This is a genomic window from Rhodococcus olei (genome assembly GCF_039540555.1).
Taxonomy (GTDB): Bacteria; Actinomycetota; Actinomycetes; order Mycobacteriales; family Mycobacteriaceae; genus Rhodococcus_G; species Rhodococcus_G olei.
In genome coordinates this window covers 58,224-75,641 of the sequence record NZ_BAABFB010000023.1, presented here as the reverse complement: position 1 = coordinate 75,641, position 17,418 = coordinate 58,224, and the positions used below count along the sequence as shown (strand labels likewise).

The window sequence follows — 17,418 nt, the reverse complement described above, 5'->3', positions numbered from 1 at the left end:
CTCACGCAGATGCTGTCACGTCATCGTCGGAGTGCCACGGGCTGCCCGTACATGATATCGGGACTCGGCAGTCGTCGTCCGTGACTCGGTCGATACCGAGGAGTCGGTATCGACCGAGGGCGAGTGCGCGCCGGTCAGCGCAGCGAGACTCCCAGCAGCGCGTCGACCGCGTCGGAGAACAGGCCCGGCGCGGCGGCGTCCGACCCGCCGTGGTCGACGGCCCGGCGGGCCCAGCCGTCGAGCGCGTCGAACGCCTTCGGGGTGTCGAGATCGTCGGCGAGGTGCTGACGCATCCGGGCGATGGTGTCCTCGACGTTCTGCGCGGTCGGGAGGGCCGCCGCGCGCCGCCACAGCGCCAGACGCTCCTGCGCCGCGGTGAGCACCTCGCCGGTCCACGCGCGGTCGGTGCGGTAGTGCCCGGACAGCAGGCCGAGCCGGATCGCCATCGGGTCGACGCCCTCGCCGCGCAGCTTGGAGACGAACACCAGGTTGCCGCGACTCTTGGACATCTTCTCGCCGTCCAGCCCGATCATGCCGGTGTGCACGTAGTGCCGCGCGAAACGGCGTTCGCACACAAGCGATTCCGCATGCGCGGCGGAGAACTCGTGGTGCGGGAAGATCAGGTCGCTGCCGCCGCCCTGCAGGTCGAACCCGGCGCCGATCCGGTTCAGTGCGATCGCCGAGCACTCGATGTGCCAGCCGGGACGGCCGGGACCGAACGGCGACGGCCACGACGGCTCACCGGGCCGCTGCGCCCGCCACACCAGCGCGTCCAGGCGGTCCTGCTTGCCCGGACGGTCCGGGTCGCCGCCACGTTCGGCGAAGAAGCGTTCCATCGTCTCGCGGTCGTAGCCGGACTCGTAGCCGAACTGCTCGGTGGCGTCGACCCGGAAGTACACGTCCGGGTACTCCGCGTCGTCGACGGTGTAGGCGGCGCCGGCGGCGAGCATCTTGCCGACCATCTCCACGACCTCGTTCACCGACTCGACGGCACCGATGTAGTCGCGCGGCGGCAGCACCCGCAGCGCCTCCATGTCCTCGCGGAACAGGGCGGTCTCGCGCATCCCGAGCACCACCCAGTCCTCGCCGTCCCGCTCGGCGCGCTCGAACAGCGGGTCGTCGACGTCGGTGACGTTCTGGACGTAGTGCACGTCGTGTCCGGCGTCGCGCCACAGCCGGTTCACCAGATCGAACGCGAGGTAGGTCGCGGCGTGGCCGAGGTGGGTCGCGTCGTACGGGGTGATGCCGCACACGTACATCGTCGCCGTCTGCCCCGGCGTGACCGGCCGCACCCGGCGGTCCGCAGTGTCGTAGAGCCGCAACGGCGGGCCCTGACCGGGGACGGGGGGAACGGCGATGTCGGACCAGGACTGCATGCCGCCGAGCCTATCGGAGACGATGTCCGGCACCGCCGGGGAGTCACTCTCCGGCGGTGCCGGGGAGCCGCGAATCAGAAGGCGGGCCAGGGTATCGGACGATGCGTGCTGGGCTGCGGCATCACCGGGTCGGCGAGCAGGTCCCGGGTCCGGCGCCGCAGCGCGTCGACCTCGGCCACGGTCACGTGCTCGCCGAGCCGGTCCGCCAGGTCGCCGTCCAGTGCCGTCGCGAACGCCTCGATGTCGGCGAGCAACACGCCCCCGATCGGCTGCCCGGCCCACCCCCACAGCACCGTGCGGAGCTTGTTCTCCCGGTGCAGGCAGATCCCGTGGTCGACGCCGTACACGGACCCGTCGACGCCCTCGAGTGCGTGCCCGCCCTTGCGGTCCGCGTTGTTGAGCAGTACGTCGAGGACCGCGATCCGCTGCAGCCGCGGGTCGTCCGCGTGGATCAGCGCGACCTCCTCGCCCTCCCCGTCGTAGGCGAGCAACACCTGGAACCAGCCCTCGGGCACCCGGTCCGGCGGGCAGATGTCGACCAGGTCCAGACGCTCGCCGCGCTCCCCCGCCGACTCCGGCGTGTCCACCCACCGCTGCACCATGCCGGGCCCGTACGGCCCGTCCCGCAGGATCGTCCGCGGGATCACGCCCCACCCCAACGCCTCGGAGATCAGATACGACGCGACCTCCCGGCCGGCGAGGGTGCCGTCGGGAAAGTCCCACAGCGGCCGCTCGCCACGCACCGGCTTGTACACACACCTCTGACTGCGGCCGTCGGCGCGGGCCTCGCAGACCAGTGTCGCGTTGCTCGCCGACACGATGCGGCCGAGCACGGTCAGCTCGCCGGTCACGAGCAGGTCGCCGTCGGGTGTCGAGTCGTTCGGGTTCGTCAACGGTTCAGCTCTCACCGTCCGGTCGGGCGAACGTCGCCCCGCGCCGGTACCCGTTGGTCCGCACACAGACGTGACCCTCCGGTGACAACGGTTCCCCGCACAGCGGGCACGGCGCCCGACCCGCGGAGATCACCCGCTCGGACCGGACCGCGAACTCGCGGGCCTGCTCCGGGGTCAGGAACACGCGCACCGCGTCCGGTCCGTCCTCGACGTCGTCGAGGACCACCGACTCGTCCACCTCGGACTCCGACACCGCCAGCAGTTCGACGACGACCGCGCCCGCGTCGGAATCCCAGCCCAGCCCCATCGTCCCGACCCGGAACTCGGCGTCGATCGGCATCACCAGCGGGCTGGTGTCGGTGAGCTCGGCCTCGTGCGGCGGCACCGCGGTGCCGAAGCGCCGGTGCACCTCGTCGAGCAACAGACCCATCCGGTCCGCGAGCACCTGCACCTGCTGCTTCTCGAGCAGCACACTGACCACCCGGGTGTCGTGCACCGCCTGCAGATAGAACGCGCGGTCCCCCGGTTCGCCGACGGTGCCGGCGACGAAGCGGTCGGGCGTGCGAAAGACGTGAATCGCTCGGGACATTCAGCACCTCCACACGGTCGGGTCGTCACACGCTCGGGTTGCCACTCGGGTCCCACCCGGTCCCATTATCCGCCCTTTCCGTCGGTCCCCACCTCACCGCCGGGGACCGCGTCGGACGCCCCGACACCCGTCGGTTTCGCCGATCCGTTCAACCCGGACAGGTCGGCGCCGGTGTCGTTCGTCCGCAGCACGAACGGGCGCGTCGGGGTGTAGCGGACGACGCTGATCGATGCCGGCTCGACGACGATCCGCTGGAACCCGTCGAGGTGTGCGCCGAGAGCGTCGGCGAGCACCGCCTTGATGACGTCGCCGTGACTGCACGCGATCCACAGCACGTCCCGACCGTGCTCGGCCGCCAGCGCCGCGTCGTGGGTCCGCACCGCGGCGACGGCCCGCGCCTGCACCTGCGCGAGCCCCTCGCCGTCGGGAAACGCCGCGGCCGACGGGTGCTGCTGGACCACCTTCCACAGCGGCTCGTCCAGCAGCTCCTTGATCGGCCGCCCCGTCCACCGCCCGTAGTCGACCTCGGCGAGCGCGTCGTCGACCACCGGCGTCAGGTCCAGTTTGGCCGCGAGCGGCGCCACGGTCCGCTCGCAGCGCAGCAACGGCGACCGCACGATCGCCGCCACGTCGAGCCCGGCCAGCCGCGCCGCCAGCGACTCCGCCTGCTCGCGGCCGAGATCGTCGAGATCGACGCCGGAGCTGCGGCCCGCGAGGATGCCCGACGTGTTGGCCGTGGACCGGCCGTGCCGGAGCAGGATCACCGTCATGGGGACAGCCTAGGACGTGTCTGTCCACTCCGTCCGGATGCGCCGGGCGGAACGACCGCCGCCCGGACACGGAGGACGAGCCGGCACCGTCGCGTGCATCTCCGACGACAACGCGGACGGGCGGTCGGGCAACGCCCTACGTGGCGGCGAGGGCTCCCGTCCCGAGCAGCACCAGCAGCACGACACCGAGGATGATGCGGTATCCGACGAACCAGTACATCGAGTGGTTGACGACGAATCGCAGCAGCCACGCGATCGTCGCGTAGCCGATCGCGAACGCGATGATCGTCGCGACGATCAACTGGGCGCCGCTGGCGTTCAGGCCCTCCCCCGCCGGCGCGAACGCGTCGGGCAACGAGAACAGTCCGGCCGCGGTGACCGCGGGGATCGCCAGCAGGAACGAGTACCGCGCCGCCGCCTCACGGGTCAGCCCGAGGAACAGGCCGGCGCTGATCGTGCCGCCGGAGCGGGAGACGCCGGGGATCAGCGCCAGCGCCTGCGCCGAGCCCATGACGATGCCGTCCTTGAGCGTCAGTTCCTCGATCGGCCGCTTCTTGCGTCCGTAGTACTCGGCGGCTGCGATCACCAGCGCGAACACGATGAGCATCGTCGCGATCAGCCACAGGTTGCGGGCACCCGTGCGCACCTGGTCCTTGAACACGAACCCGAGCACACCGACCGGGATGGTGCCGACGATGACGTACCAGCCCATCTTGTAGTCGTGACCGCGCTTCGCGGGGTCGCGCAGGCCGCGCAGCCAGGCCATCACGATGCGTGCGATGTCGCGCGCGAAGTAGACGAGCACGGCCGCCTCGGTGCCGAGTTGCGTCACCGCGGTGAACGACGCGCCCGCGTCGTCCTGCCAGAACAGTTCCGAGACGATGCGCAGGTGCCCGGACGACGAGATCGGCAGGAACTCGGTCAGGCCCTGGACGATTCCGAGGACGATCGCCTGCAGCCAGGTCATCGACTCGCCGGTCACCGGGCGGGCCGTCCGTCCTCGGGAGCGGATGTGGCGGAACGGGGGGACGGGAACGGGGTCGGGTGACGCTTCACGGGGTGCACCGTACCCAAGACGACCGGACCACGCGCGACCGCGAGTCACGGTGCTCCGCACCCGGCGAGTCAAGGTGCCGCGCACCGCGCCACGGCACTACGCTTCCGATCTTGTGGTGATCGAACGATGAAGCAGCGCACGCTCGGACGCAGTGGACTGCGCGTGTCCCGGATCGGTCTCGGCACCCTGTCGTGGGGTCGGGACACCGACGGCGACGAGGCCGCGGCACAGTTGCTCGGCTTCGTGGAAGCCGGTGGCACACTGGTGGATTCGTCACCCTTCTACGGCGGCGGCGCGGCCCAGCGGGTCCTCGCGGAACTGCTCGACGACGTCATCCCCCGCACCGAACTGGTGATCTCGAGCAGCGGCGGCGTCCATCCGGGCGGCGTCGACTGCTCGCGCCGCGGGCTCCTCGCCCAGCTGGACGCGACGCTGCGCGACCTCGGCACCGACCACCTCGACCTCTGGCAGGTCGCGACGTGGGACCCTCAGACCCCGATCGACGAGGTCGCGTCCGCACTCGCCTACGCCGTCGACTCCGGCCGCGTGCGCTACGTCGGTGCCCGCGGCTACCTGGGCTGGCAGCTGGCGACCGCCGCCGCCTCCTCGTCACTGGCCGCGACGCAGGCCGAGTACTCGCTGCTCGCCCGCGGAGTCGAGGACGAGCTCGTCCCGGCGGCGCAGCACCACGGGGTCGGCGTGCTCGCCGCGGTTCCGCTCGCCGGTGGCGTGCTGACCGGCAAGTACCGCGACGGCATCCCGGCCGACTCGCGGGGCGCCTCGGAGTCGGGCGCGCACGCCGTCGCCGGCTACCTGACACCGGACACCGCCCGCGTCGTCGACGCCGTCGTCACCGCCGCCGACGGTCTCGGCGCCTCCCCGCTCGCGGTCGCGCTGGCCTGGGTGCGGGACCGGCCCGGCGTCGCCAGCGCGATCGTCGGTGCCCGCGACTACGCGCAGCACACCGGTGTCCTCGCGGCCGAGGAACTCGAACTGCCCGACGCGATCGCGGCGGCACTGGACGACGTCAGCGCCTGATCCCTAGCCTGGGCAGCGTGCAGGAGCAACAGGCACGACACCTGTTCGAGCGGGCCCGGGTGGCCACGCTCGGAACCGTCACCGCCGACGGGCTCCCCCACCTGGTTCCGGTGGTGTTCGCGGTCGCGGGCGGCCGGGTGTACACCGCCGTCGACGACAAGCCGAAGTCGACGCGGCACCTGCGCCGACTCGACCACGTCCGCGCGCGTCACCGCGCGAGCCTGCTGGTCGACGGATACGACGAGGACTGGACGCGGCTCTGGTGGGTTCGGGTGGACGGCGACGCGGACGTGGTGGACGCCACCACCGCGCCCGGCGACACCGGAATCCGCGCGCTGGTCGGCAAGTACCCGCAGTACACCGAGGCCGCGCCGGCGGGCCCGGTGATCGTGGTGCGACCGCGACGCTGGATCTGGTGGTCCTCCCGCGAGCACGAATCGGATAGGGCAGGCTAACCTGTTGACAATCCGTCTTACCGACACCGCGTTTCGTAACCAAGGGGAACTGATGACAGCGCTCGACTCGGCAGCGACGACGACACCCGGCCTGGCCGAGCGAATCAAGACGCAGACCGACGCCGCCCACCGCCGCACCGAGCAGTCCCGCTTCGTCGGCGAGCTGCTCGCCGGCAAGCTCACCCCCGCCGCGCACGCAGCCCTGATCGGACAGACCTACCTGGTGTACCGGACACTCGAGGACGCCGGCCGTGCCCACGCCGACCACCCGGTCGTCGCCCCGTTCCTCGGCGACGAACTGCTGCGCACCGACGCACTCGAAGCGGATCTCGAATTCCTGCTCGGCGCCGGTTGGCGGGACCAGGTCACCGCACTGCCCGCCACCCAGCGGTACATCGACCGCCTGAACGAAGTCGCGTTCGACTGGCCGGCCGGCTTCGTGGCGCACCACTACATCCGCTACCTCGGCGACCTGTCCGGCGGCCAGATCATCCGCCGCATGCTCGAACGCGCCTACGGTTACACCACCGACGGGCTGCGTTTCTACATCTTCGACCGGATCGAGAAGCCGAAGCTGTACAAGGACGCCTACCGGGCCAAGCTCGACGACGCGCCGCTGACCGCGGACGAGCAGCAGCGCCTGATCGACGAGGTCAATCTCGCGTACGACCTCAACGGCGCCCTGTTCGCCGACCTCGAGGCCGATATCGACACCTACCTGGTCAAGTGATCGGCTTGCGCAGTCGCACCGCGCTCCGGGCGATGGTGGCCCTGGTCGCGGCGGCCGCCCTCGCGACCGGGTGCACCTCGGGTTCGTCCGACAGCGCCGGGCCGGCCGGCCGCACCACCGCCACCCTCGACTCCCTCGATCCGGTGCCGGTCGCGCAGGCCCCGGCGCCCGCGCTCCCGGTGACGGTGCGCGGCCACGACGGCGTCGACGTCACGATCACCGACACCAGCCGCATCGTCGCCGCGGACCAGTACGGCACCCTCACCGAGACGGTGTACGCGCTCGGCCTCGGCGACCGGCTCGTCGGCCGGGACACCGCGGCGAAGTTCCCGGCGGTCGAGCAGGTTCCCGACATCACCCCGTCCGGGCACTCGATGTCCGCCGAGGCGATCCTGAACCTGCACCCGACCGTCGTGCTGACGGACACCAGCATCGGACCGCGCTCGGTTCAGGAGCAGCTGCGGGCCGCCGGGATCCCCGTCGTCTTCTTCGACCCCACCCGGACCCTCGCCGGCGTCCCCGGGCAGATCCAGGCCGTCGCCGACGCACTCGGGGTCCCCGACCAGGGCAAGGCGCTCGCGGACCGCACGACCACCGAGATCGACGCCGCGAAGGCTCTCACCCCGGCCGACGCCACGCCGCCGAAGATCGCGTTCCTGTACATGCGTGGCACGTCGATCACGATGCTCGCGGGCCCCGGCTCCGGCGCCGACTCCCTGATCGACGCCCTCGGCGGCGTCGACGCGGGGACGGCGTCCGGGCTGACCCAGCAGTTCACGCCGATCACCAGCGAGGCCCTGATCGCCGCCGCCCCCGACGTGTTCCTGATGATGACGAACGGGCTCGACTCGATCGGCGGCATCGACGGGCTCGCGAAGATCCCCGGTGTCGCGCAGACCCCCGCCGGCCGCAATCAGCGGGTCGTCGACATGCAGGACGGCGTGCTGCTCAGTTTCGGTCCCCGCACCGGCGACGTGCTCCGCGCCCTGTCCGGCGCGCTGTACGGCACCGCGTCGCAGTGACCGCCCCCGCCGACACCGCACCGGTGGCGGCGCCGCCCTCCCGGCGGCCCCGTGCCGCGGTGGTGCTCACGTCCCTCACCCTGGGGCTGCTCGTTCTCGCCGTGGTGTCCGCGTGCGTCGGGCAGGTCCCGACGTCCCCGGCGGAGGTGCTCGGCTCGATCGCGCACCGCGTCGGTCTCGACATCGGGCCGATGCCGGCGCACCCGGCCGGCGAGGTGACGCTGTGGCAGGTCCGGTTCCCGCGGGTCGCGCTCGCGATCGTCGTCGGCGCCGGGCTCGCGTGCGCCGGCGCGCTGCTGCAGGGCGTGTTCGCGAACCCGCTCGCCGAACCCGGTGTCATCGGTGTCTCGGCGGGTGCCGCGGTCGGCGCGAGCCTGGTGATCGTCACCGGCGGCGCGTTCGTCGCCGGGTCGGCGGTCGCCGCGGCCGCGTTCCTCACCGGCCTCGTCGCGACGATCCTCGTCTACCTGCTGGCCCGATCCGAGGGCCGCACCGAGGTGGTCACGCTGGTGCTCACCGGGGTCGCGATCAACGCGTTCGCGGGCGGCCTGATCGCGTTCTTCACCTTCGTCGCCGACCCCGCCGCCCGCGACCAGATCGTCTTCTGGCAACTCGGCAGCCTCAACGGCGCCACCTGGCAGGCGGTCGCGATCGTCGCACCGATGGCGGCAATCGGCATCGGGGTGACGATGCTGCTGGCCCACCGCCTGGACCTGCTCGCGCTCGGCGAGTCCGCGGCCGCGCACCTGGGGGTGAACGTCGAGCGGCTTCGGCAGGTCGCGATCGTCGTGGTCGCGTTGCTGGTGTCCGCGTCGGTGGCGTTCACCGGCATCATCCTGTTCGTCGGCCTGGTGGTCCCGCACCTGATGCGCATGATCGTCGGGCCCGGCCACCGGCTGCTGATCCCGGCGTCCGCGCTGTGCGGCGCGATCGTGCTGCTCGCCGCCGACCTCGGGGCCCGCACCCTGGTCCCGAACGCGGATCTGCCGCTGGGCATGTTGACGTCGCTGATCGGCGGGCCGTTCTTCTTCTGGATGCTGCGTCGCACCCGCCGGCAACAGGGGGGCTGGGCGTGACCGTGACCGCTCGCCTTCGTGACCTGCTCGCCCGCGAGGTACCCGTCCCGCGACCGACCGCCCCCGGTGCCGTGACGATGCGCGCCGCCGAGGTCAACGTCGACCGCGGGGGCCGCCGGGTCCTGGAGTCGGTGTCCCTCGACGTCCTCGCCGGTGAGGTCCTCGCCCTCGTCGGCCCCAACGGTGCAGGCAAGTCGACGCTGTTGGCCGCGCTGTCCGGCGACTGCGACGTCAGCGGCGGGCACGTCGAGCTGGACGGCCGCCCGCTCGGCGAATGGACCGGCGGCGAGATGGCACGCCGGCGCGCGGTGCTGCCGCAGCAGCACACGGTCGGGTTCTCGTTCACCGCCGGTGAGGTGGTCCGGATGGGCCGCACGCCGTGGATCCGCACCCCGTTGCGCGACGAGGACGACGCCGCGGTCGCGGAGGCGATGGCGGCCTGCGACGTGACCGGGTTCGCGGACCGTCCGTTCGCCGCCCTGTCCGGCGGCGAGAAGGCCCGGGTGGCGCTGGCCCGGGTGCTCACCCAGCGGACCGCGACGCTGTTGCTCGACGAGCCGACCGCGGCCCTCGACCTGGGCCATCAGGAGGCGGTGCTGCAGTTGGCCGCGGGCCGGGCGCGCGCCGGGGCGGCGGTCGTGGTGGTCCTGCACGATCTCGCGCTGGCGGCCGCCTACGCCGACCGGGTCGCGGTCCTCGAGGCGGGCCGGCTCGCCGCGGTCGGCACGCCCCGTGAGGTGCTCACCGAGGATCGACTCAGTCGTGTCTACGGCCATCCGGTCGAGGTGGTGACGCATCCGCGTACGGGTGCGCAGCTCGTCCTGCCGCGCCGCGGCTGAGCCGCGCGGTGTGACCGCGGCTGCGCCGCGCGGTCAGCGGGTGTCGGTGATGCTGTCGATGACGGCGCCGAGTCGTGCCAGCAGGGCCCGCAGGGTCAGGCCGTCTCCGCCGACGGCGACGGGTGTCGCGCCACCGACGACGTCGCGCACCAGCGCGGACACGCTGCGTTCGTCGTCGAGGTCGACGTCGTTGACGGAACAGTGGGCGACCGCGACGATGTCGGACGGATCCGGAACGTCGGCGTCGAGGTCGGCGCGGTACACCTCGATGTGCAGGGTGCTGCGTTGAACCCGGAACGCGAAGGTCTGCCCGGTGTCGGTGCAGCCGAAACCGTGCGCGTGGGCCCCGACCGTGAGGTCCTCGAGCACGAACCGTGCGGTGCCCTCCGGGTCCATCGCGTCCTCCCCCGTGGTCGTGGCGACCGTCCACCCCCGTGGCTGTCACCCACGGTAACCCGCACAGGGCGTCGAAGCCCGATGCCGGTTTCGGGATGTCGGGTCCGATCGGGAATGCTGGACGACGACCTCGTTCGCGTGAACACCACGAACCAGTTGCGACACCATGAGGAGACGTACATGCCGGGACCTGCCGTGCGCACCACGACCATCCTGACGGGGGCGCTGTTACTGCTGGTCACCGGCTGTTCCTCGGACAGCGGGACGGACAAGGTCCAGACCATCGAGGCCGCGACGGCAGCGGTGTCCCCGGCGGTGTCGACGCAGCCGGCCGGTGCCGTGATCCCGGTCGGGAACCCGGTCTCGGCGGCCGTGTTCGACGGCGCCACCGACACCGTGGCGATGCTCACACCGGACGGTCGGCGACTGCTGATCCTGCCTGCGACGGCACCGGGCACTCCGCTGCCCGACGGCGCACTGCGGGACGTGTCGCTGCCCGGCGGTGTCGCCGCGCTCGGCGCCCCACGGGACGGCACCGTGGCGGTGCCGGCCGGCCGGTCGGTGGTCCGGGTGAATCTCGCGACCGGCGAGACGGCCACGACCCCGGTCGACGGTGACGTGCAGTCGGTCGCGCTGCTCGGCGACGGCAGGATGGCGGTCGGCACCGCGGACGGCGTGGTGCACGAGGTCGACGCGAACGGCACCGAGTCGCACCGCGCCGACGGACTGGTGTCGGTGGACGCGCTCGGCGTCACCGGTGACCGGCTCGCGGCGCTGGACCGCAGGCAGACGTCGGTGACCGAGGTCGATCTCGCCGACGGGAATCTCGGTCTGGCGTTGCGGGCCGGCGAGGGCGCGACGAACCTGACCACCGACGGCTTCGGGCGGATCCTGGTCACTGACACCACCGGCGGCGAGCTGCTCTCGTTCACGACCGACCCGCTGATGATGCACCAGCGGTTCCCGGTGCCGAACTCGCCGTTCGGGGTCGCCGTCGACGAGAAGACGGGCCTGGTGTGGGTGACGGTCACCGGCACGAACGAGGTCGTCGGGTTCGACCTGTCGACCGGGATCCCGGTCGAGAAGCACCGCTACCCCACGGTCCGCCAGCCGAATTCGGTGGCCGTCGACTCCGACACCGGGGTGGTGTTCGTGGCGTCGGCGACCGGCGAGGGCGTGCAGCGCATCGACGTCGCCGGCCACTGACCGCCCGAGTCACCGACCGCCCGAGTCACCGACCGCCCGAGTACGGACATTCGAGGAGATCCTTCGTGTACCACCTGCTGCTGCGCCTGATGTTCCTGATACCGCCGGAGCGCGTGCACCACCTGGCGTTCCGCGCGATGCGCCTGGTGACGTTCCTCGGCCCGGTGCGGTCGCTGGTCGCGCGGGTGCTGACGGTGCCGGATCCGGTGTTGCGGACCCGTGTCTTCGGTGTCGACTTCCCGGCGCCGCTGGGCCTGGCGGCCGGTTTCGACAAGGACGCGACCGGCGTGAACGTGTGGGGCGCCCTGGGCTTCGGGTTCGCCGAGGTCGGCACGGTGACCGCGCAGGCGCAGCCGGGCAACCCGGCGCCGCGGCTGTTCCGGCTGCCCGCGGACCGCGCGCTGCTGAACCGGATGGGGTTCAACAACCACGGCGCCGGTAACGCGGCGAACCAGCTGCGCCGGCGGCAGACCGGTGTGCCGATCGGCGCGAACATCGGCAAGACGAAGGTGGTGCCCGCCGAGGACGCGGCCGACGACTACGCGGCCAGCGCGCGGCTGCTCGGGCCGCTCGCGGACTTCCTGGTCGTGAACGTCAGTTCCCCGAACACGCCGGGGCTGCGCGACCTGCAGGCCGTCGAGTCGCTGCGCCCGATCCTCGCGGCGGTGCTGTCGTGTGTCGAGGTGCCGGTGCTGGTGAAGATCGCCCCGGATCTGTCCGACGAGGACGTGGATGCGGTCGCGGATCTGGCGGTCGAGCTCGGGCTCGCCGGCATCGTCGCGACGAACACCACGATCTCCCGCGCCGGCCTGCGCACGCCCGCCGACGAGGTGTCGGCGCTGGGAGCCGGTGGCATCTCCGGGGCGCCGGTCGCGGACCGGTCGGTGGAGGTCCTGCGCCGGCTGTACGCGCGGGTCGGTGACCGGCTGGTGCTGATCTCGGTCGGCGGCATCGAGTCCGTCGACCAGGCGTGGGAGCGGATTCTGGCGGGCGCCTCCCTGATTCAGGGCTACACCGGCTTCATCTACGGCGGTCCGTTCTGGATGAAGAAGATCCACAAGGGCCTCGCCGAGCGGCTGCACGCCGGTGGCTACGCGTCCCTCGCCGACGCGGTCGGGGCCGCGTCCCGCGCCTGAGCCCACCTCCCCGACGCGATGAACGGGGGTTCATGTGACTTCCGCCGACGGAATCCGGCACACGAACCCCCGTTCACCCCATCGCGTGGATCAGCGGCCGAACGTGGCCGTCAGCGTCGCGCGGGCGATCGCGTGGCTGAACAGGTTGAAACCGAGGAACGCCGGCGTCGAGTCGGTGGTCAGGCCGTCGACCTTCTCGACGCTGAGCGCGTGCACGGCGAAGATGTAGCGGTGCGGGCCGTGGCCCTCCGGCGGCGCGGAACCCAGGTAGCGGTGGCCGCCGCCGTCGTTCTTCAGCGTGATCGCGCCTGCGGGCAGTCCGGCACCGCCGGCGTCGCCGGCGTTCTCGGCGAGCGAGGTCACCGACGCCGGGATGTCGGCGACGGCCCAGTGCCAGAAGCCCGACGCGGTCGGCGCGTCGGGGTCGTACATCGTGACGACGAAGCTCTTCGTCTCGGGCGGGAACCCGGACCAGGACAGCTGCGGGGAGACGTCTTTGCCGCCGGGGACACCGAAGATGCCGCTGCGCTGGTCGGCGGGCACCTCACCACCCTCGGTGATCTGCTCGGAGGTCAGCGTGAACGTCGGCAGGTCCGGGAGCGGTCCGTACGGATCGTGCGACATGCGGGTCCTTTCGTCGAAGGGGCGGCTCGGCCGATCAGCCGGCGTGAGACCGCTTCAGCTGTTCGACAAGAAGTGCTCGAGCACCGGGTACCAGACTCTAGTGCGTCGTTCCCCCGGACAGCAGACGCCCAATGAAGCCCAGGCTCGTTCAGGCAACCGGGGGCTGAGGTGGATGGGGATGACGCACACCGCTGCCCCAACCGATCTCCCAACCGTCCACGCCGCCGAAGTGGTCGGCGTACGAAATCGGAAGCCCGCCATGCCCCTCGACGATCTCCATCAGTTGCTCGTACCACCGCACGTATCCCGGATCCGCCCAGACCGTCGCAAGTTCCGGGAGCGCACGCAACGCGAGATCGGCGACAGTCGAGGGGTCGGTGGCGGCAGTGACTCGTCCGCCTGCAAACGCGGCACCGGCGCCAGTGGTGTAGTTGATCGCGCGATCCCAGTCCCGAATGCTCGGGTGGCCCGCGGCGTCGTGGAGGTTGGCACAGTGGGTCACACTGACCCGCCAATGCATACCCGAGGCGCTCATGCCCGGAAGAATTCGTACGGCGTGGTAACCGCGCTGATGGAGCACTCGTACGCCCTCCAGGATCCGCAGCGCAGTCACGCGGGCAAGCTGGCCCTCGATCGCCTCGAATGCGTTCACGTCGAAGGCCACGAGTTGCACCTCGGTCACCGATGTCCTGGCCGAGGCGATGGTTGCCACTGCCACGGCGATCGCATCTCGACGCGGCCACCCGTAGGACCCCGTGCTGATGAGCGGGAAGGCAACGCTCCGGGCGCCGAGTTCGTCGGCAACCTCGAGAGCTCTGCGATAGCAGGACTCGAGGAGGCCCCGGTCGGTTTCGCCGGCGCGGTGGTTTGGTCCGACCGTGTGGACCACCCAGCGAGCAGGCAGCTTTCCGGCCTTCGTCCAACCGGCGTCGCCCGTTGCCAAGCCGTTCGGGAATCGCGCAATGCACTCGGCGAGGACCGTCCGACCACCGGCACGGTGGATCGCGCCGTCCACGCCACCGCCACCGCGCATGGCCCCGTTCGCTGCATTCACGACCACGTCGACCCGCACGTTGGTGATGTCACCAAGGACTGCGGTGATCTGCGGTGAGCTCATGCCGCCCATTTTTGCTGCACACTCCGACATTCCCGACTCGGACTCGCTTCGGCTTCGCCGAGGTCCGCGCGACGCGATCGGACGACGCGGTCAGCTGTTCAGCAGGAAGTGCCCCAGCACCCGCGTGCCGAATTCCAGTGCGTCGACGGGCACCCGTTCGTCCACGCCGTGGAACAGGGCGGTGAAGTCGAGCTCCGGAGGCAGCTGCAGCGGGGCGAACCCGAAGCAGCGAATCCCCAACGTGGCGAACGCTTTCGCGTCGGTGCCGCCGGACAGCATGTAGGGCACGGTCCGGCCGTTCGGGTCGTTGGCGAGGATCGCCGCGTTCATCGCGTCGACCAGGTGACCGTCGAAGGTGGTCTCGTAGGAGTCGAGTTTGGTGATCCACTCGCGCGTGACGTCGGGTCCGATCAGCGCGTCGACCTCCTTCTCGAACGCCGCCTGCCTGCCGGGCAGCACCCGGCAGTCGACGACCGCGGTCGCGGTCTGCGGGATGACGTTCGCCTTGTAGCCGGCGTCGAGCATCGTCGGGTTCGCGGTGTCGCGGAGAGTGGCGCCGATGATGCGGGCGATGGGGCCGAGCTTCTCGAGTACGGTGTCGATGTCGGGAGCCCCGGGATCGAAATCCAGGCCGGTCTCGTTGCTCACGGCACCGAGGAACTCGGCGACCGAGTCGGGCACGACGAGCGGGAAGGTGTGCTTGCCGAGCCGCGCGACCGCGTCGGCGAGGATGGTGACCGCGTTGTCCTCGTGCAGGAACGAGCCGTGCCCGGCCCGGGCCTTCGCGGTCAGCCGCATCCAGCCGAGCCCCTTCTCGGCGGTCTCGACGAGATACAGCCGCGCGTCGCTGCCGTCCGGCCGCGGCACCGACAGCGAGAAGCCGCCGACCTCCCCGACCGCTTCGGTGACGCCCTCGAACAGGTCGGGCCGGTTCTTCACCAGCCAGTGCGAACCCCAGGTGCCGCCGGCCTCCTCGTCGGCGAGGAACGCGAACACCAGGTCGCGCGGCGGCACCGTCCCCTCGGCCTTGAACTGCCGGGCCAACGCCAGGGTCATGCCGACCATGTCCTTCATGTCGACCGCGCCGCGACCCCACACGTAGCCGTTCTCGACGGCCCCGGAGAACGGGTGCACGCTCCAGTCGGAGGGTTCGGCGGGAACGACGTCGAGGTGCCCGTGGATCATCAGCGCGCCTCGACCGGGGTCGGCTCCGGGCAGCCGGGCGAAGACGTTGCCGCGACCCGGGTGCCCCGACTCGACGTAGACGGTCTCGTAGCCGACCTCCTCGAGCTTCGCCGCGACCCATTCGGCGCATTCGCGTTCGCCCTTGGTGGTGGCGAGGTCGCCGGTGTTGGAGGTGTCGAACCGGATCAGCGCGCTGACGAGGTCGACGACCTCGGATTCGGCGGCGCCGCGGGCGGGTTTTCCGGACGGGGATGACTTGTCGATGTCGGGCACCCCCCTTTCCTACCACCGTGCCCGGCTCCCGCACGCGTCATCGCCGTCGCGCGACCCCCTTTCACCAGCGGAAACGAGGCGATTTTGGCCTTTGGGCCCGACTGGGTTAATCTTTCCCAGCACGCAGCGAGAGCGGCGAGCGAAACAAAGAGTGTGCAAGCGCGAGTGGCGGAATGGCAGACGCGCTAGCTTGAGGTGCTAGTGTCCTACTAATGGACGTGGGGGTTCAAGTCCCCCCTCGCGCACTCTGAGTTGAGACAGACGACGAAAGCCCCGGACCTCGGTCCGGGGCTTTCGTCGTCAGTGGGTTGCCACCAATCCTGTTGTGCCTCATTCCTTTCCGGCGAGCTCGCGCATCGCCAGCTCCTTCGCGCACGAGAACAGGGACCCGGACGCGCTCAGGCGGGAGAACGTCAGACCGGTGTGCCCGACGTTGTCGTGTTCGTCGTCACCGTCGTAGATGACCTCGGCTCCGCGCAGCACCCACCTCTTGACGTCGGCGACGGTCGGCAGCTCCCCGGTGGTGCGCAGGTAGTACGACTGGAGCAGCAGCACGACCCCGGCGGTGACCGCCGTGGCGCGGCTGGTGCCGAGTTGCAGCGACTCACCGGTGTCGTTGCGCATTCCGGTCGACGTCACCGGCGATCCGGGCGCGAAGATGTCCGTCGCGCACGGCCCGCCGACCTTGTGGTGCAGGCGCTGCGAGTACGGCGTCATCCGGTCCGGCGCCGTGGAGAACGCCTTCGCGCCGTCCGGGTACCGGAACGGGCCCTCGTCCGCGTCGTACACCGCGCCGACACTCAGGCACTGCCGGAAGATCGCCGGATAGCTCATGCCCTGCAGTCCGCCGTGCGCGTAGTACTCGTTGCCGGACCCCACGCAGCAGGTGATGCCGCGCTCGGTCAGCTGGTGCAGCAGCGACCCGATCTCGTCCCCGGCGAGGTCGCCGTCGCTCGTGCGGTTGTCGGACGCACCGAACGGCATGCACACCACCGAGATTCCCAGTTGCGCCCAGTGCTCGAGCACCCACTCGAGCCCGTCGCGCACGTGCGTGAAGGAGCCTTCGCCCTCGTCGCCGAGGACCTTCACCGGCACGATCCGCGCGTTCGGCGCGATTCCGGTGTGGATGCGTCCGGCGCAGACGATGCCGCTCACGCTGGTGCCGTGGCCGTACCGGTCGGCGGTGTCGTCGACCGCGCCTCCGGTGCAGTTCCGGCCGGGCAGCACCCGGCCCGCGAAGTCGACGTGCGTCGATCTCAGGCCGGTGTCCAGCACCGCGACCGTGACCCCGGATCCGGACACGTTGAAGTCACGGCGCGCCTCGGGCGCCCGGACGAGCTGGTCGATGTCGGTCAGCTCGGGGAGATACGGACCGTCCTTCTGCACGGGTTTCTCGACGGTCGCCACGGTGGCCGCGTTGACGATCGCGGTCTCTCGTGAAGAGGAAAGGCGATTCGGCTTGTCCATGATGCTGGCCTTTCGTGCGGTCGGGCCGTCGCAGGCCCGACGATCCCCCGACCATTCCCCGACAACGGTCATCCTCCTCGCGCCACGACCGGATGTCACGGCTTCCGCGGCGCCGCCCCGATCCGCCCGAATCGGCTGGTCGACGCGGAGTCGGTAGACTCTCCCCGGA

18 protein-coding genes and 1 tRNA gene are annotated in these 17,418 nt (G+C 71.2%); 9 read left to right on the top strand and 10 right to left on the bottom strand.

Translation table 11 applies throughout. From position 1 onward, the window contains the following. Positions 1 to 134: 134 nt before the first annotated feature. The 5 genes from mshC to ABD951_RS05115 form a co-directional block, all read right to left on the bottom strand. Entirely contained in the window at positions 135 to 1,376 is a 1,242-nt protein-coding gene (gene mshC / locus ABD951_RS05135) for a cysteine--1-D-myo-inosityl 2-amino-2-deoxy-alpha-D-glucopyranoside ligase (protein WP_345342667.1), read from the bottom strand. 74 nt (positions 1,377 to 1,450) lie between these two features. Then, positions 1,451 to 2,269, bottom strand: coding sequence for an SCO1664 family protein (locus ABD951_RS05130; RefSeq protein ID WP_345342666.1), 819 nt, complete (start codon positions 2,267 to 2,269; stop codon positions 1,451 to 1,453). 4 nt (positions 2,270 to 2,273) lie between these two features. Continuing rightward, entirely contained in the window at positions 2,274 to 2,858 is a 585-nt protein-coding gene (locus ABD951_RS05125; protein WP_345342665.1) for a DUF3090 domain-containing protein, read from the bottom strand. A gap of 65 nt (positions 2,859 to 2,923) precedes the next feature. After that, entirely contained in the window at positions 2,924 to 3,628 is a 705-nt protein-coding gene (locus tag ABD951_RS05120; RefSeq protein WP_345342664.1) for a histidine phosphatase family protein, read from the bottom strand. 136 nt (positions 3,629 to 3,764) lie between these two features. After that, on the bottom strand, positions 3,765 to 4,595 hold the full coding sequence (locus ABD951_RS05115) for an undecaprenyl-diphosphate phosphatase (protein WP_345342766.1): 831 nt from the start codon (positions 4,593 to 4,595) through the stop codon (positions 3,765 to 3,767). Positions 4,596 to 4,811: 216 nt separating this feature from the next. On the opposite strand from ABD951_RS05115, the gene ABD951_RS05110 reads away from it, so the two are divergent. The 6 genes from ABD951_RS05110 to ABD951_RS05085 are packed head-to-tail and all read left to right on the top strand — an operon-like array spanning position 4,812 to position 9,845. Then, complete coding sequence (locus ABD951_RS05110) at positions 4,812 to 5,723, top strand: aldo/keto reductase (RefSeq protein ID WP_345342663.1); 912 nt, start codon at positions 4,812 to 4,814, stop codon at positions 5,721 to 5,723. 17 nt (positions 5,724 to 5,740) lie between these two features. Next, positions 5,741 to 6,178 (top strand): TIGR03668 family PPOX class F420-dependent oxidoreductase, encoded by a 438-nt coding sequence (locus ABD951_RS05105; protein ID WP_345342662.1) that lies wholly within the window; start codon positions 5,741 to 5,743, stop codon positions 6,176 to 6,178. 52 nt (positions 6,179 to 6,230) lie between these two features. Beyond that, positions 6,231 to 6,908, top strand: a complete 678-nt coding sequence (locus ABD951_RS05100; RefSeq protein WP_345342661.1) for a biliverdin-producing heme oxygenase — start codon at positions 6,231 to 6,233, stop codon at positions 6,906 to 6,908. Between the two features lie 32 nt (positions 6,909 to 6,940). Next, positions 6,941 to 7,930 (top strand): heme/hemin ABC transporter substrate-binding protein, encoded by a 990-nt coding sequence (locus ABD951_RS05095; protein WP_345342765.1) that lies wholly within the window; start codon positions 6,941 to 6,943, stop codon positions 7,928 to 7,930. After that, positions 7,927 to 9,006, top strand: a complete 1,080-nt coding sequence (locus ABD951_RS05090; RefSeq protein WP_425569779.1) for a FecCD family ABC transporter permease — start codon at positions 7,927 to 7,929, stop codon at positions 9,004 to 9,006. The genes ABD951_RS05095 and ABD951_RS05090 overlap by 4 nt, the downstream gene beginning before the upstream one ends. Further along, positions 8,961 to 9,845: a heme ABC transporter ATP-binding protein gene (locus ABD951_RS05085; protein WP_425569785.1), complete on the top strand. Its 885-nt coding sequence runs from the start codon at positions 8,961 to 8,963 to the stop codon at positions 9,843 to 9,845. Before ABD951_RS05090 ends, ABD951_RS05085 begins: the two co-directional genes overlap by 46 nt. 33 nt (positions 9,846 to 9,878) lie before the next feature. Here ABD951_RS05085 and ABD951_RS05080 read toward each other — a convergent pair whose 3' ends face one another. Then, positions 9,879 to 10,241: a hypothetical protein gene (locus ABD951_RS05080; protein ID WP_345342660.1), complete on the bottom strand. Its 363-nt coding sequence runs from the start codon at positions 10,239 to 10,241 to the stop codon at positions 9,879 to 9,881. A gap of 180 nt (positions 10,242 to 10,421) precedes the next feature. On the opposite strand from ABD951_RS05080, the gene ABD951_RS05075 reads away from it, so the two are divergent. Together ABD951_RS05075 and ABD951_RS05070 are read left to right on the top strand one after the other, a co-directional pair. Further along, complete coding sequence (locus ABD951_RS05075) at positions 10,422 to 11,447, top strand: YncE family protein (protein WP_345342659.1); 1,026 nt, start codon at positions 10,422 to 10,424, stop codon at positions 11,445 to 11,447. A gap of 65 nt (positions 11,448 to 11,512) precedes the next feature. Then, the gene (locus ABD951_RS05070; protein WP_345342658.1) at positions 11,513 to 12,583 is read left to right on the top strand and encodes a quinone-dependent dihydroorotate dehydrogenase; all 1,071 of its coding nucleotides are present in this window, start codon (positions 11,513 to 11,515) and stop codon (positions 12,581 to 12,583) included. Between the two features lie 90 nt (positions 12,584 to 12,673). On the opposite strand, the gene ABD951_RS05065 is transcribed toward ABD951_RS05070, so the two are convergent. From ABD951_RS05065 to ABD951_RS05055, 3 genes are all read right to left on the bottom strand, one after another. After that, positions 12,674 to 13,207, bottom strand: coding sequence for a YbhB/YbcL family Raf kinase inhibitor-like protein (locus tag ABD951_RS05065; protein WP_345342657.1), 534 nt, complete (start codon positions 13,205 to 13,207; stop codon positions 12,674 to 12,676). Positions 13,208 to 13,355: 148 nt separating this feature from the next. Next, positions 13,356 to 14,324 carry a macro domain-containing protein gene (locus ABD951_RS05060; RefSeq protein WP_345342656.1) on the bottom strand — a complete coding sequence of 323 codons (969 nt, stop codon included), beginning with the start codon at positions 14,322 to 14,324 and terminating at the stop codon, positions 13,356 to 13,358. Between the two features lie 90 nt (positions 14,325 to 14,414). Further along, a complete protein-coding gene (locus ABD951_RS05055; RefSeq protein ID WP_345342761.1) occupies positions 14,415 to 15,773 on the bottom strand; it encodes a M20/M25/M40 family metallo-hydrolase in 1,359 nt (452 codons plus the stop codon). 168 nt (positions 15,774 to 15,941) lie between these two features. Between ABD951_RS05055 and ABD951_RS05050 the strand changes: the two genes are divergently transcribed. Continuing rightward, positions 15,942 to 16,027 (top strand) — tRNA-Leu (locus ABD951_RS05050). 85 nt (positions 16,028 to 16,112) lie between these two features. Here ABD951_RS05050 and ABD951_RS05045 read toward each other — a convergent pair. Beyond that, entirely contained in the window at positions 16,113 to 17,249 is a 1,137-nt protein-coding gene (locus ABD951_RS05045) for a S8 family peptidase (protein WP_345342655.1), read from the bottom strand. Positions 17,250 to 17,418: the final 169 nt, after the last annotated feature.

What these genes read in the sequence shown, in the direction of transcription:
- ABD951_RS05110 (WP_345342663.1), top strand. Translation starts at nt 4,812, where the DNA reads ATGAAGCAGCGCACGCTCGGACGCAGTGGACTGCGCGTGTCCCGGATC.
- ABD951_RS05065 (WP_345342657.1), bottom strand. Translation starts at nt 13,207, where the DNA reads ATGTCGCACGATCCGTACGGACCGCTCCCGGACCTGCCGACGTTCACG.
- ABD951_RS05100 (WP_345342661.1), top strand. Translation starts at nt 6,231, where the DNA reads ATGACAGCGCTCGACTCGGCAGCGACGACGACACCCGGCCTGGCCGAG.
- ABD951_RS05060 (WP_345342656.1), bottom strand. Translation starts at nt 14,324, where the DNA reads ATGAGCTCACCGCAGATCACCGCAGTCCTTGGTGACATCACCAACGTG.
- ABD951_RS05125 (WP_345342665.1), bottom strand. Translation starts at nt 2,858, where the DNA reads ATGTCCCGAGCGATTCACGTCTTTCGCACGCCCGACCGCTTCGTCGCC.
- ABD951_RS05075 (WP_345342659.1), top strand. Translation starts at nt 10,422, where the DNA reads ATGCCGGGACCTGCCGTGCGCACCACGACCATCCTGACGGGGGCGCTG.
- ABD951_RS05045 (WP_345342655.1), bottom strand. Translation starts at nt 17,249, where the DNA reads ATGGACAAGCCGAATCGCCTTTCCTCTTCACGAGAGACCGCGATCGTC.
- ABD951_RS05095 (WP_345342765.1), top strand. Translation starts at nt 6,941, where the DNA reads ATGGTGGCCCTGGTCGCGGCGGCCGCCCTCGCGACCGGGTGCACCTCG.
- ABD951_RS05115 (WP_345342766.1), bottom strand. Translation starts at nt 4,595, where the DNA reads ATGACCTGGCTGCAGGCGATCGTCCTCGGAATCGTCCAGGGCCTGACC.
- ABD951_RS05080 (WP_345342660.1), bottom strand. Translation starts at nt 10,241, where the DNA reads ATGGACCCGGAGGGCACCGCACGGTTCGTGCTCGAGGACCTCACGGTC.
- mshC (WP_345342667.1), bottom strand. Translation starts at nt 1,376, where the DNA reads ATGCAGTCCTGGTCCGACATCGCCGTTCCCCCCGTCCCCGGTCAGGGC.
- ABD951_RS05120 (WP_345342664.1), bottom strand. Translation starts at nt 3,628, where the DNA reads ATGACGGTGATCCTGCTCCGGCACGGCCGGTCCACGGCCAACACGTCG.